13 protein-coding genes and 1 tRNA gene are annotated in these 13,810 nt (G+C 61.7%); 3 read left to right on the top strand and 11 right to left on the bottom strand.

The annotated features are described in order from the left end of the window. Window positions 1-23: 23 nt before the first annotated feature. Together HV823_RS04985 and pcsA are read right to left on the bottom strand one after the other, a co-directional pair. Entirely contained in the window at window positions 24-995 is a 972-nt protein-coding gene (locus tag HV823_RS04985; protein ID WP_176948611.1) for a quinone oxidoreductase family protein, read from the bottom strand. A 15-nt stretch (window positions 996-1,010) separates the two neighbouring features. Next, entirely contained in the window at window positions 1,011-1,736 is a 726-nt protein-coding gene (gene pcsA / locus HV823_RS04980; protein ID WP_176948610.1) for a phosphatidylcholine synthase, read from the bottom strand. A 261-nt stretch (window positions 1,737-1,997) separates the two neighbouring features. Between pcsA and HV823_RS04975 the strand changes: the two genes are divergently transcribed. Beyond that, on the top strand, window positions 1,998-3,203 hold the full coding sequence (locus tag HV823_RS04975; RefSeq protein ID WP_176948609.1) for a UbiH/UbiF family hydroxylase: 1,206 nt from the start codon (window positions 1,998-2,000) through the stop codon (window positions 3,201-3,203). Here HV823_RS04975 and HV823_RS04970 read toward each other — a convergent pair. Together HV823_RS04970 and HV823_RS04965 are read right to left on the bottom strand one after the other, a co-directional pair. After that, window positions 3,171-4,133: an AEC family transporter gene (locus HV823_RS04970; RefSeq protein WP_176948608.1), complete on the bottom strand. Its 963-nt coding sequence runs from the start codon at window positions 4,131-4,133 to the stop codon at window positions 3,171-3,173. The two genes, HV823_RS04975 and HV823_RS04970, sit on opposite strands and share 33 nt — an antisense overlap. A gap of 119 nt (window positions 4,134-4,252) precedes the next feature. Continuing rightward, a complete protein-coding gene (locus tag HV823_RS04965) occupies window positions 4,253-5,002 on the bottom strand; it encodes a cytochrome c biogenesis CcdA family protein (RefSeq protein ID WP_176948607.1) in 750 nt (249 codons plus the stop codon). A 276-nt stretch (window positions 5,003-5,278) separates the two neighbouring features. Here HV823_RS04965 and HV823_RS04960 point away from each other — a divergent pair. Then, a tRNA-Lys gene (locus HV823_RS04960) sits at window positions 5,279-5,354 on the top strand. A gap of 591 nt (window positions 5,355-5,945) precedes the next feature. Beyond that, entirely contained in the window at window positions 5,946-6,209 is a 264-nt protein-coding gene (locus tag HV823_RS04955; RefSeq protein WP_176948695.1) for a hypothetical protein, read from the top strand. 302 nt (window positions 6,210-6,511) lie between these two features. On the opposite strand, the gene HV823_RS04950 is transcribed toward HV823_RS04955, so the two are convergent. From HV823_RS04950 to HV823_RS04920, 7 genes are all read right to left on the bottom strand, one after another. Continuing rightward, window positions 6,512-7,198 (bottom strand): winged helix-turn-helix domain-containing protein, encoded by a 687-nt coding sequence (locus HV823_RS04950; protein WP_176948606.1) that lies wholly within the window; start codon window positions 7,196-7,198, stop codon window positions 6,512-6,514. Between the two features lie 15 nt (window positions 7,199-7,213). Continuing rightward, the gene (phoB, locus tag HV823_RS04945; protein ID WP_176948605.1) at window positions 7,214-7,900 is read right to left on the bottom strand and encodes a phosphate regulon transcriptional regulator PhoB; all 687 of its coding nucleotides are present in this window, start codon (window positions 7,898-7,900) and stop codon (window positions 7,214-7,216) included. 85 nt (window positions 7,901-7,985) lie between these two features. Next, window positions 7,986-8,699: a phosphate signaling complex protein PhoU gene (gene phoU / locus HV823_RS04940; protein WP_176948604.1), complete on the bottom strand. Its 714-nt coding sequence runs from the start codon at window positions 8,697-8,699 to the stop codon at window positions 7,986-7,988. Between the two features lie 58 nt (window positions 8,700-8,757). Beyond that, window positions 8,758-9,519, bottom strand: a complete 762-nt coding sequence (gene pstB / locus HV823_RS04935; RefSeq protein WP_246300941.1) for a phosphate ABC transporter ATP-binding protein PstB — start codon at window positions 9,517-9,519, stop codon at window positions 8,758-8,760. Between the two features lie 68 nt (window positions 9,520-9,587). Next, window positions 9,588-10,943 (bottom strand): phosphate ABC transporter permease PstA, encoded by a 1,356-nt coding sequence (gene pstA, locus HV823_RS04930; protein ID WP_176948603.1) that lies wholly within the window; start codon window positions 10,941-10,943, stop codon window positions 9,588-9,590. Beyond that, a complete protein-coding gene (pstC, locus tag HV823_RS04925) occupies window positions 10,940-12,400 on the bottom strand; it encodes a phosphate ABC transporter permease subunit PstC (RefSeq protein WP_176948602.1) in 1,461 nt (486 codons plus the stop codon). Before pstC ends, pstA begins: the two co-directional genes overlap by 4 nt. Window positions 12,401-12,474: 74 nt before the next feature. Beyond that, on the bottom strand, window positions 12,475-13,500 hold the full coding sequence (locus tag HV823_RS04920) for a substrate-binding domain-containing protein (protein ID WP_176948601.1): 1,026 nt from the start codon (window positions 13,498-13,500) through the stop codon (window positions 12,475-12,477). Window positions 13,501-13,810: the final 310 nt, after the last annotated feature.

Raw genomic sequence — 13,810 nt, 5'->3', positions numbered from 1 at the left:
TTCTCGCCGCCTCCCCGTTATGCTCAGGGAATGAGCAGCGTCGCTCCGCTTGTTTTTCTTGCTTCCAGATCCGAGTGGGCGCGCCCCGCCTCCGCCAACGGATAAGTCTGATTTATATTGATACGCACTTTGTTGCTGCGCACAACATCAAAGAGCGAGTTTGCACACGCATCGAGTTCGGCGCGGGTGGCAACGTACTGGAACAGCGTCGGGCGCGTCGCATACAGCGAACCCTTCTGCGCGAGAAGGCCCAGGTTGAACGCCTCGACCGGGCCGGACGCGTTGCCGAAACTGACGAACATCCCGCGGCGCTTCAGGCAGTCCAGCGATTTCTGGAACGTGTCCTTGCCGACAGAATCATAGACGACGTCGCATTTCTTACCATCGGTCAGTTCCAGCACGCGGGCGGCGAAGTCTTCCTTCGTGTAATCGATCACGTGGTCGTAGCCGTGCGCCAGCGCCAGCTCGATCTTCTCCTTCGAGCCCGCGGTGCCGATCACGGTGGCACCCAGTGCCTTGGCCCACTGGCCGGCGATGAGGCCGACGCCGCCGGCGGCGGCGTGAAACAGGATCGTCATGCCCGGCTTGACGGGGAACGTCTGCAGCAGCAGGTACTGCGCCGTCATGCCCTTCAGCATCATCGCAGCTGCCGTATCAAGCGAGATTTCGGCCGGCACCTTGACGAGATGCTTCGTGTCGATGTTGCGCTCCGCCGCATAGGCGCTATCGGCCGTCGCATAGGCGACGCGGTCGCCGACGGAGAAATCGCTGACGCCTTCACCCAATTCGGTAACCGTACCAGCCCCTTCCTTGCCGGGGATGAAAGGCAGTTCACCCTTGTAAAGGCCGGTACGGAAATAGACGTCGATGAAGTTCAGGCCGATCGCAGCCTGCCTGATGCGCACTTCACCCGGTCCCGGCGGCGCCAGTTCGATCTCTTCCAGCTTCAGCACTTCGGGACCGCCAAGCGCGCGCACGACTATTGCCTGTGTCATGAAATTCTCCTGGACTCACTGCTTTCCAAGGCGCGGGAAAAACTGCAGCACCGCGCCGATGATATAGAGGTAGAGCCCCGTGCCGACCACGCCCAGCACCACCCATTGCGGCGACTCGAAATGCATCAGCAATGCATAACCGCCGAGTGCGGACCAAAGGAAGAACACCGCGAGGTTCAGCGTCCTCAGCCGCTGGACGCGGACGGGGTGCAGGAAGTTGATCGGCATGAAGGTGAGCAAAACCGACACCAACACCACGATCGACGCCGTCATCTCGCTCGCCTTGATGACGAACAGCGTGAAGACGACCATGTTCCAGACGACCGGAAAACCGGAAAAGAAGTACTCCTCCGTCTTCATCCCCATGTCGGCATAATAGATGGCGCTCGACATCACGATGGCGCCGGCGGCAACGAAGGACCACGGCTCCCCGATCATGCCGCTCTGATAGAGCGCGAACGCCGGCAGCAGCACGTAGGTCACATAGTCGATCACGTTGTCGAGCGTGTCGCCCGACCAGTTCGGCAACACTTCCTTGACGCGCACCTTGCGCGCGATCGGCCCGTCGATGCCATCGACGAGAAGTGCCAGGCCCAGCCACCAGAACATGTCGACGAAACGGTGCTCGGCCGCCGCAACGACGCCGAGGAAAGCCAGGAAGGAACCGGACGCGGTGAGAATATGCACTGAAAAGGCGCGAATTTCGGCATAGGGAACGCGTCTGTAATTGAAGAACTTCATCGCCTGCCTTTATTCGTCCGATGCGCCCCGGCCCTGCGCCATACGGTCTTTATTGCTGACGTCGCGCGGTTTTGCCCCCGTAATATGCACTGATTGATCGCCGCTGCCAGTGGAAATCCGGCCGTAACCGGTCCTGATCGAACCGTCCGGCCGAGCCGCGACGCTTCAGCCCATGGATTTTGCCCGAATCCGGGCGTAGTTTGGCAGTCACCCCGGGTCGGTATTTCTGTGGGTAAGCATGTCGTGAAAGAAGAATTGCATATGGAAGCCTTTGATATAGCTATCGTTGGAGCCGGACTGGCCGGCAATCTGGCCGCCCTTGCACTGGCCGATTCGGGCAGGCGCGTGGCGCTATTGGCCCCGCCGGCGCGTTCGCAGGACGGGCGCACGACCGCGCTGATGGCGCAATCGATTGACTTCGTGCGCGACCTCGGCCTCTGGGAGGAGATCGCCGGCGTCGCGGCCCCGCTGGAGACCATGCGCATCCTCGACGGCACCTCGCGCCTGTTTCGCGCGCCGCCGGTGAGTTTCCGTTCCAGCGAGGTCGATCTGGCAGCCTTCGGCTACAACATTCCCAACGCCCCCTTCCTTGAAGGCCTTGAGCGCAGGATCGATGCCAGCGAGACGATCACCCGCTTCCGCAACAAGCTCGATCGCCTCACCGCCGCAGACGATGCGGTCGACCTACATCTAGACGACGGACGTACGATCAGGGCTGGGCTCGTGGTGGGCGCGGATGGCCGGCAATCGGAAGTGCGCCGTCAGGGCGAGATTTCCGTGCGCACCTGGACCTATCCGCAGACGGCACTCGTGTTGAACTTCTCCCACACCCTGCCGCACGCCAACACGTCCACCGAGTTCCACACGGAGCACGGCCCGTTCACGCAGGTGCCCCTGCCCGGCCGCCGCTCCAGCCTCGTCTGGGTGCTTTCGCCGAAGGAAGCGGAAGCCATGCGCGACCTGCCGCTGGAAACGCTGAGCCGCGCCGTCGAGGAGCGGATGCAGTCGCTGCTGGGCAAGGTCACGGTCGAGGCCCCGCCCCAGTGCTTCCCGCTGTCCGGCATGCAGGCGGATCACTTCGGCAAGGGGCGCATCGTGCTCCTCGGCGAGGCCGCGCACGCTTTTCCGCCCATCGGCGCGCAGGGCCTCAACCTCAGCCTTCGCGACGTGATGGTGCTGCGCGACCTGCTGCGCGACCCGGGGCAGACGGCAGCCGCGATCGGCGACGCGTTCGACCGTCGCCGGCGGGCCGATATCCAGAGCCGCACCGTCAGCGTGGACCTCCTCAACCGCTCATTGCTCTCCGGCTTCCTGCCTGTGCAGATCCTGCGCACCGCCGGCCTGCACCTGCTCTCGGCGATCGGGCCGCTGCGCAGCGTCGTCATGCGCGAGGGCGTGGAGCCGGGCGGCTCGTGGAAAGCGCTTCGCAGTGGCTTAAGGGAACGGGTCGCCCGGAAGCAGGCCTGACATCACCAGGTAGAGAAAGCCGGTGACGGTCGCGACGGAAAGCACCGTCGTGATCAGGATCGTCGCGGAGGCACGCTCCTGCCAGACGCCATATTGCTGGCCGATGACGAAGACGTTGGTCGCGGTGGGCAACGCCGCGAGCAGAACGGCCGCCTGGACCCACACCGGGTCGAAGTTTCCGGCAAGGCCGAGCATCAGGTACATGGTGAGCGGAAGAAGGAGCAGCTTCGCCGGCACGATGTAGGCGACCTCGACCGGCACGCGCTTCAGCGGCCTGAGCGCAAGCGTCACCCCCATGGCGAAAAGCGCACAGGGTGCTGCGGCCTGGGCGAGATAGTCGATCAGCCTTTGCAACGGCAGCGGTGCCTGGAAGGAGAAGAAGGCGGCGAGGAAGCCGACAGCCGTCGCGATGATGAAGGGATGGGTGAGGATCCTGCGTGCCACGTCGGCCGCAATCGCCGCGAAAGACCGCTTTTCCCCGCCGGAAATAGACATCAGCGCCGGCGCGATCATGAAATGCATCATGTTTTCGAAGCAGAAGACGAGCGCGACCGGCACCGCCGCGCGCTCGCCGAGCGCCAGAATGGCAAGCCCGGGCCCCATATAGCCGATGTTGCCATAAGCGGCAGAAAGGCCCTGCATGGTCGCCTCGGCCACGTTCGCGCGTCGAAGAAGAAGGCCGATCGCAAAGATCAGCCCGAATACGAGATAGGTGGCGCTGACATTGGCGAGGATGAAATCGACGCGCGTCAGCTGCTCTATCGGCGTTTTGGAGACAAGCTTGAAGAACAGCGCCGGCAAGGCGATGTAGATGATGAACGTATTGAGCCAGCCGAGCGCCTCGGCCGGCTGGCGCGTCGCCTTCGCTGCCAGATAGCCCAGCAGGATCATGCCGAAGAACGGCAGCACCAGTCCCGAAATTTCCGCCATGCGACCTGCCGATTCCTACTGCTTCATGCACCTTGCCATCGGCTGTAGCGCAAGTTGCACCGACACGGAACCGCGCACGCCGAAGAATGCCGGGCTTTGTTTGACAGGCAGAAAGCCGATCAGCCGATCTGCGACAGGATCGGAAAGGTCTGTTGGAACCAGATCGCAATCGAGCTGACATATCCGAACATGAAGGCAAGTCCGGTCAGCACGAGGAGAACCCCCATCAGGCGCTCGACGGTGCCGAGATGCCTGCGAAAACGCATCAGGAACCGCATGAACGCGCCGGAAAACGCTGCCGCGATCCAGAAGGGAACGGCTAGCCCGAGCGAGTAGATAGCAAGGAGGAAGGCGCCGTCCCCGACCGTTTCGCGCGACGCGGCGACGCCGAGGATCGCGCCGAGCACCGGCCCGATGCACGGCGTCCAGCCGAAGGCGAAGGCGAGCCCCATGACGTAGGCGCCGGAGAGCGTCGCAGGCTTCCCGCCGCCCTGAAAGCGGGCCTCACGCGCAAAGAGGCCTATTCGCAGGACGCCGAGGAAATGCAGTCCCATCAAAATGATGATGACGCCGCCGACCTGCGCCAGTAGGTCGAGGTGACGCCTGAGCGCCATGCCGATGGTCGAGGCGCCTGCGCCGAGCGCGACGAAGACGGTGGCGAAGCCGAGCGTAAAGAACAGCGCCGCGAACAAGACCGCCCTGCGCGCGCGACCGTCATCGGTGGCGACCGTGCCATTCTTGAACTGCTCCACCGAGACGCCGGCCATGTAGCAGAGATAGGGCGGCACGAGCGGCAACACGCAGGGCGACAGGAACGACAGCGTTCCCGCCAGAAGCGCGCTCAGCAGGGATATTTCAGCGATCGACAAAACGCTCTCCGCTATACGATGCGCCCCGGGAAAGCCCCGGCCCGCATATTTACGAAATCCGGCCCGGCTGGAACCTGCCCCTCGATGGCCGGGCGCTGGCCGATCCGAAATTCCAGCGCTTCCTTAGCCGCCCAAGTGCTTGCGCGCCAAGCACGATTTGTTCAACGCGGCGAAATGCAGCAAACCTGCAAAAGACACAGCCATTTTTTGGGTTGACCGGAAAAGTTCGCCTGCTATATGTCCGCCCACTTCCGTCGGGACAGCACCCGCGTTCGGGAGCGCGTAGCTCAGCCGGTAGAGCAACTGACTTTTAATCAGTAGGTCCAGGGTTCGAATCCCTGCGCGCTCACCATAAATTTAGCGGCAAAATCAACGCTGTAGCGATGCAAGTCAAGGCAAGCATTGCCGAGGATTGCCGCTACTTACCCGCCTCTTGCGGGCATTCCCGTCACATGAATGGCACACGCCCCATGGCGCCCTGCCCTTCGGCACGTAGAAAAGCCGTCGGCTGGCGAGGCCGACGGTGCGCTGTTCAGCTTGGGCTGTCGTTTGAAGATGCAGGGCTTGCTGTCGGCAACGCGCGCAAGGCGGTTTCCGGATCAGCCTGAGCGGCTCCCGTACCTTCACGCCATTGAGAATATCCCGATGTGCATACCTTCGCCTGCACGGGACATCTCCGGAGGAACTGCGTGCCTATATGCATGACTTAGGGAAGATGGCTGACGATGGCGAGTGACGAGGGTCTACGTTAGGGTAAGATACGACTACGACCTCCGCAGCCCCTCTGGGATCTGGCCCGACAAGCCCAGATGCGCCCGGTCTTTGAAGACCTTAGCTTCAGCCGTCCGAGCTGTTCGGGTAGCCGTGCGCACCGCCTTGAGGGCAACCGGCATTGAATTATATGACCCTGACGAAGATCCTACCCATACACACGGAAAACATGATGCCCAAAAAGCCAAAAAACGAACATTCCGAACTAGCCGGCGAATTCACCGAAGACGGCATTACCGTCTTGGTCGATATCTTCCGCCCGGCCGGCACAAACAATGATTGGCGGCTCGAAGTGATTACCCAGAACGAAGAAGTGTTTGAGTGGGAGGACGGCTTCGCCACAGACCGAGACGCCTTTGACGAATTCCTGGCAACCATAGCGCGCGATGGAATCAAGTCCTTCCTTGAAGAAGACGACCCACCGACGACGCATTGAGCTCTCGATTTCGCTACAATGGCGTACAGCAGCGCGTGATCCGGCGTTCAAATTTTCGGTGCTGATCGACATTGAGGCGAATTGCTGCAGGCGTGGTAGCCGCATTGGTGCTGATCAGCATCATGTTCCGGCTCGGGACCACCTTGCATTGATGGATGTCCGACAGAGTGCCAGCATAGCTCGCCGGCACTCTGCGGGGTACAGTGGCGAATGCCCGGCAGAGACATGGACTGCGAAGACCGAATGGATGCTGCTCGCAACGCGATCCATCAACCGATGGCACGCCGCCCGACACCCCGCCCTTAGAAATCTCCGAGAGCGTAGCCGGCGCCGCGCACCGTGCGTATCACCTTGTCGGCCTTACCGAGGCTGATCCCCTTGCGAAGTCGCCCAATGTGGACGTCGACTGCACGCTCGTCCACCGTGGCATCGTCGCCCCATAGAGACATCTTCAGCTCGGAACGGGAATAGACACGCCCAGGCGACCGCATCAGGAATTCGAGCAGCTTGAACTCCTTTGGGCCCAGCCTCACCTCACGCATCTGTCGATGCACCCTGTAGGATTCCCGGTCCAGAGTGAGATCGCCGACTTTGAGCATATGCCCCAGCGCGGCCGGGTTCAGACGCCGTAGCAGGTTCTTGACCCTGATCACGAGCTCGATAGTCGAAAATGGCTTGACGATGCAGTCATCCGCACCTGCAGAAAGGCCAGCAAGACGCTCGTTCTCGCTGTCGGCATCCAGCAGCAGGATGATCGGCAGGCCGGTCGTCGGCGGGGTCGTTCGCAATTGACGGCAAAGATCGATGCCCGACATCCCGGGCAATGCCCAGTCGAGAACCAGCACTTCCGGAACAGCTTTCTGAAGGCGCTGCACGGCGGCTCCACCGTCCGCAATTCCTTCGACGGTAAAACTCTCCTTGCGCAGATCGCGCTCCAGTATCAGACGTAGCGGCTCATCATCCTCGACGACAAGAATTCGCACAGCCATGCAGACACGACTCCCTTATTGAGCCTCCAGCGAGTATCCAGCCCCTCGAACCGTCCGAATGACATCCGGCATCGTCGACAAATTGAGCGCCTTGCGCAGACGTCCAACGTGTACATCGACGGTGCGTTCGTCGACGTAGATGTCATGTCCCCAAACCCCATCAAGCAATTGCGCCCTGGAGAAGACCCGCCCCGGGGCCGACATGAAGAACTCCAGCAACCGGAATTCCGTCGGACCCAGCCGGACCTCGCGTGACCGGCGGTGCACGCGGTGGGTCTCACGGTCCAGTTCGATGTCGCCCGATTTCAAGACCGTCGACAGCACCTCTGGCTTCGCACGCCGCAGCATGGCCTTGACCCGCGCCATCAGCTCTGGGGTTGAAAATGGCTTGACCACATAGTCGTCGGCTCCGGTCGCCAGACCGCGGACACGCTCGCTTTCCTCGCCGCGCGCCGTCAGCATGATGATGGGCAGGCGCTCGGTCTCCGAGCGCTGGCGCAGCCGCCGGCACAGCTCGATGCCGGAAACGCCGGGCAGCATCCAGTCGAGAATGAGAAGGTCCGGCTGGCGCTCCTGCAGGCGGATTTCCGCCTCGTCGCCCCGCAGGATCGTGTCCACCTCGAAACCCTCGGCCTCGAGGTTGTAGCGCAGGAGGACGCTCAGCGCCTCCTCGTCCTCGACCACGGTAATCTTGGGAACCATGCCTTGCAAACTCCTGGATTCGCTTCCTGGCTACGCGGCCGTCATTCCGGCCGCGCACCGTCGATGTTGGCTTGCCTGCCGCTGATCATTCCTCTACGGCGCCAACGGACGTGGTGTGGTCGTCCTTCGGGCGCTCGCCCTCCGGCTGCGACCCCGTCGCCATGTAGAAGATCGTCTCGGCGATATTGGTCGCATGGTCGCCGATCCGCTCGATGTTCTTGGCGCAGAACAGCAGATGCGTGCAGGGCGTGATGTTGCGCGGGTCTTCCATCATGTAGGTCAGGAGTTCGCGGAACAGCGAGGTGTAGATCGCATCGATCTCGTCGTCGCGCTCGCGAATCTCCTTGGCCTTCTCGATGTTGCGCGAGGCATAGACGTCGAGAACCTCCTTGAGCTGCATCAGCGCAAGCTCCGCCAGGTGCTCCAGGCCGCGGGCGAGGTTGCGCGGGATGCTGGATCCCTGCACGGCAATCACCCGCTTGGCGGTGTTCTTGCCGAGGTCGCCGACACGCTCGAGATCGGCGGCAATACGGATCGCACCCATGATCTCGCGCAGGTCTGCCGCCATCGGCTGGCGCTTGGCGATGGTGACGATCGCCTTCTCGTTGATCTGCCGCTCGGCGGTGTCGAGGATGACGTCCTCGGAGATGACCTTCTGCGCCAGCGGAACGTCGGTGTTGATCAGCGCGCGCACACTGTCGCCGACCATTTCCTCTGCCGTCCCCCCCATCTCGGAGATCTTTCGGGAGAGATACTTCAGTTCTTCGTCGTAGACCGAAACGATATGGGTCGATGACATATCTGTCTTCCTAAGTTGGCACGTAGCTGGGGCTAAAGGCTCTTCCGACGCGTTTGCGTCAGCCGAAGCGGCCCATGATGTAGTCCTGCGTGCGCTGGTCGTCCGGATTGGTGAACATCTTGTCGGTGTCGTTCTCCTCGACGAGATTGCCGAGGTGGAACATGGCGGTGCGCTGCGAGACGCGGGCCGCCTGTTGCATCGAGTGCGTCACGATGACGATCGTGAAGTTCTCGCGCAGTTCGTGGATCAGTTCCTCGACCTTGGCGGTCGCGATCGGGTCAAGCGCCGAACAGGGTTCGTCCATCAGGATGACTTCCGGGCTGACTGCAACGGCGCGCGCGATGCAGAGACGCTGCTGCTGGCCGCCGGAGAGGCCGGTACCCGGTGAATCAAGTCTATCCTTCACTTCATTCCAGAGGCCCGCCTTCTGAAGTGCGGAGGCGACGATGTCGTCGAGGTCGGACTTCTTGGCGGCTAGGCCGTGGATGCGCGGCCCATAGGCAACGTTCTCGAAGATCGACTTGGGGAACGGATTCGGCTTCTGGAACACCATGCCGACTTTGGCGCGCAATTGCACCGGATCGACCTTCGGATCGTAGATGTTCTCGCTGTCGATCGAAATATTGCCCTCGACCCGGCAGCTTGCGATCGTATCGTTCATGCGGTTGATGCACCGCAGGAAGGTCGACTTGCCGCAGCCCGAAGGGCCTATGAAGGCGGTCACGGTCCGCGAGCGGATCTCGATGTTCACGTCCCTGATGGCGTGCTTGTCGCCATAGTAGACCTGTACGTCACGGGCGGAAACTTTCGTTTCATTCATTGCTGCAACCTTCGGCGTGGGCGTGATTGCCGTTGTCATACCGGACATGTTCATCTTTGTACTCCCTTTTACCAACGGCGCTCGAAGCGGCGGCGGAGAATGATCGCGATCAGGTTCATCAGAATCAGGAACACCAGCAGCACGATGATGGCACCGGAGGCTCGCTCGACGAAGGCCGGATCCCCGCGCTGCGTCCAGTTGTAGACCTGGACAGGCAGGGCCGATGCAGGGTCGAAGAACCCGTCCGGCGGACCGGCCGGATATTCGCGAACGAAGGCGACCATGCCGATCAGGAGCAGCGGCGCCGTTTCGCCAAGCGCCTGGGCGAGGCCGATGATCGTGCCCGTCAGGATGCCTGGCATTGCAAGCGGCAGGACATGGTGGAAAATCGACTGCATTTTCGAGGCGCCGACGCCGAGTGCGGCGTCGCGGATCGATGGCGGCACGGCCTTGAGTGCGGCACGTGTCGCGATAATGATCGTCGGAAGCGTCATCAGCGTCAGTACGAGGCCGCCGACGATCGGCGCCGACTGCGGCAGCCCAGCGAAGTTGATGAAGACGGCAAGGCCGAGGATGCCGAAGACGATCGAGGGAACGGCCGCGAGGTTCGCGATGTTGACCTCGATCAGGTCGGTGAAGCGGTTCTGCGGCGCGAACTCCTCGAGATAAATCGAGGCGGCGACGCCGAGCGGCAGCGACAGCACCAGCACGATCAGCATCATATAGGCCGAGCCCAGGATCGCGACGCCGAGGCCGGACGCCTCGGGCCTTGTGTCGGACGCGTCCGGAGCCGTGAAGAAATCCCAGTTGAAGCGCGTCGTGAGGATGCCGGCTTCCTTCAGCCGCTCGGCGAGCTGGAGCTGCTCGGGCGAGGTATTGCGGTCAAGCGCGGCGCTCTCCATCGTCACCCGGCCCTTGTAGTAGCCGTCGATGCGGCCGGATGCCAGCAGATCGAACGACACGGTCTCGCCGATTTCAGACGGATTGGCGATCACATGGTTTCGCAGGCTCGCCGGCGCCTCCTTGGAGATCAGCTCCGATGCCGCCTTGGCATTCATGCCGTCAACGGAGATGCCCTTGGCCGCCATTGCCTCCGCGAGCGCCTTCTCTATCAGTGGCGTATAGCCGAACGTCGACACCTTTGCGATGCTCGCCGGATCGCGACTGCCGTCCTTGTCGAGCTTTGCCGGATCGAGAAAGACATCGAGCGTGACATAGGTCTGGCGGAACGACGACAATCCATTCGAGAAGATCGACGCCAGCAGGCCTACCAGCGCCAGCACGCCGAGTGCGACCGCGATAGCGCCCCAGAGGCGGAACCTGGCCTCCGCCGCGTTGCGGCGGCGCGTGCGCGCATCAGGCTCCAGAATAGACTTGGTCTGAATGTCCTTGGCGACATTGCCGAATACGGAGACGTCGGTCATTCGTACTGCTCCCGGTATTTGCGCACGATATAGAGGGCCACTACGTTCAGCCCCAGCGTGATGACGAAAAGTGTGAGACCGAGCGCAAAGGCCACAAGCGTCTCGGGGCTGGCGAATTCCGTGTCGCCGGTAAGCTGGCTGACGATCTTGACCGTCACCGTCGTCATGGCCTCGAAGGGATTGAGGTCGAGTTTGGCCGCCGCACCGGCGCCGAGCACCACGATCATGGTTTCACCGATCGCGCGGCTGGCTGCAAGCAGGATGGCGCCGACAACGCCCGGAAGGGCTGCCGGCAGAATGACCTTCTTGATGGTTTCCGACTGCGTCGCGCCGAGACCATAGGAACCGTCACGCAGCGACTGGGGCACGGCATTGATGATATCGTCCGACAGCGAACTGACGAAGGGGATGATCATGATGCCCATGACAAGACCGGCCGTCAGAACCGAAGAAGAAGAGCTTCCGAGACCCATCGGTTGCGCAAAATAGTCACGCAGGAACGGACCGACGGTGATCAGCGCGAAGAGACCGTAGACGATCGTCGGTATGCCGGCCAGAACCTCGATCATCGGCTTGGCGACGCTGCGAACCGCCTTGCTGGCATACTCCGCAAGATAGATCGCGATCATCAGGCCGATCGGGACGGCAACAAGCAGCGCGATCAACGATATGTAGAGCGTGCCCCAGAGCAGCGGCCAGATGCCGAGGTCGGAGCCCCCGCGGAACTGCGGATTCCAGACCGTCGAGAAGAAGAAGTCCGACGCAGGGTACATCTTGAAGAAATTGATGGTTTCGAAGACCAGCGAACCGACGATTCCCGCCGTCGTCAGGATCGCGACGGTGGAAGAGGCGATCAGCAGCGCCTTGATGAATGTCTCGCTGATGTTGCGCGCCCGCATGTCCGGGCGGATCCAGGTATAGGACCAGGCGCCGAACGCGATTGCGACCAGCAGGACCGCGACGGTCATCATCATGTTGCCGAATTTGGCGCCTTGACGATAGGCCTTTGCAGCCTCGAAGACCTCGGTCGGCACATCGCCGACAAGAGCGACGCCTACGTCGGCAAGACGTCCGCGAATGCTCGAGAAGTCGATGCTGCCGTCAGTCAGCGCGCTCTCGTCGATTGCATCGCGCGAAAGAACCGCGTCGAGACCGTTCGCAATGCGGCGAACGTCGGAGATGACAAGGCTGCGCGCGCCGCCATCGGGAATGACGCTGTCGGGTACCATTCCGTTGACGCGGCTATCGATGACGATCGGCTGTATGAAGAGCCAGGCGATGAGAACAAAGAAGGCCGGAACCGCGATGAAAAGTGCGACAGTCTGGCCGTAATAGCTTGGAAGCGAGTGAAGCTTCCTGCCGCTTTGAGCTGAAAGAGACAGGGCGCGCGCCCTGCCGACGAAATAGCCGGCTGCTGCTAGCACCAGCACGACAAGGAAGATCAATCCTACGCTCATCTCTGCCCAAGCCCTTTGACGGAAACTGGAAGACCGGCGACACCGTCATGGCGCCGCCGGCAAAGCTCGAAAGCTTAGTTCAGGGCACCCATCGGGGTACGAGCCTTGACGGCAGCCTGGGTCTTAGCGAGTTCCGGATCGGAAACCAGACCGTAGGCGGCGAGCGGGCCGTTCGGACCTGCCATTTCATCCGAAACGAAGAACTCGACATATTCCTGGAGGCCCGGGATGACGTCCAGGTGTGCGTTCTTCACGTAGAAGTACAGCGGACGGGAAACCGGGTATTCGCCGGAAGCGATCGTTTCGACGGACGGAACGACGCCGCCCATGGTGCCGACGCGCAGCTTGTCGGTGTTGTTCTGGTAGAAGGACAGGCCGAAGACGCCGATGCCGTTCTTGTTGGCGTCGACGCGTGCGAGCGTCTCGGTGTAGTCGCCGTCGATATCAACGGAAACGCCGTCGGTGCGCAGCGTCATGCATTCCTTTTCTTCGCCGCCGGCAGCCTTTATGGCTTCAGCGGTACCGTTTTCTTCGCAGCCTGCGATGAGAACCTTCTCGTCGAAGACTTCGCGCGTGCCGTGCTTGGTGCCCGGGATGAAGGCGAGGATCGGCTGCGCCGGCAGGTCGGCGCGGATTTCGTTCCAGGCCTTGTAGGGGTTGTCGACGAGCTGGCCGTCCTTCAGAACCTTGGCGGCGAGCGCATTGTGCCAGTCAGCCGGGGTGAAGGCGTATTCCGGACCATTGATTTCCGAGGCGAAGACGATGCCGTCATAGCCGATGCGAACTTCCTGGATTTCCTTCACGCCGTTGGCGGCGCAGGTGTCGATGTCCGACTGCTTGATGCGCGACGAGGAGTTCGCGATGTCGACGGTGTTCTCGCCAACGCCCTCGCAAAGCTTCTTGCGGCCCGCACCCGAGCCGCCCGACTCGACGACCGGGGTCGGGAACTCGAAGTTCTCGCCGAAGGCTTCGGCAACAATCGAGGCGTAAGGCAGTACAGTCGAGGAACCGGCGATCTGGATCTGGTCACGAGCCTGGACGACACCTGCGGTTGCAAGCACGATCGCGGCGACTGCGCAGCTTCCTAGATACTTCTTCATGGATTTTCTCCCGTGAAATTCGGATTGACGCTCTAACGTCGGCTCCCCTCTACAAGCGCTGCATAACAGATTTGTGACAGATTTATATCGTTTATGAATTGCGGAACAAAGAAGGCCTCCTCCTAAGGCAAGCGTCGGCTGCATGCATCTCCCCAGGTCGGCTGCAAGGCCTATTTCAGGGCCGGCAACAGACCACAACGCGCAGTTCCATTTAACCGGAGCCCAAGAGCTGAATCTCGTCGACGACGGCCCGTTCCTCGCGATGATCGAAAAGGAAGCAGAGCCTTCCAATGTCTGCTCCGCCCAAGAC

This window comes from Mycoplana rhizolycopersici (genome assembly GCF_013378445.1).
Classification (GTDB): Bacteria; Pseudomonadota; Alphaproteobacteria; order Rhizobiales; family Rhizobiaceae; genus Mycoplana; species Mycoplana rhizolycopersici.
The sequence above is the reverse complement of the archived record's forward strand: the minus strand, read 5'-3'. Positions and strand labels throughout refer to the sequence as shown.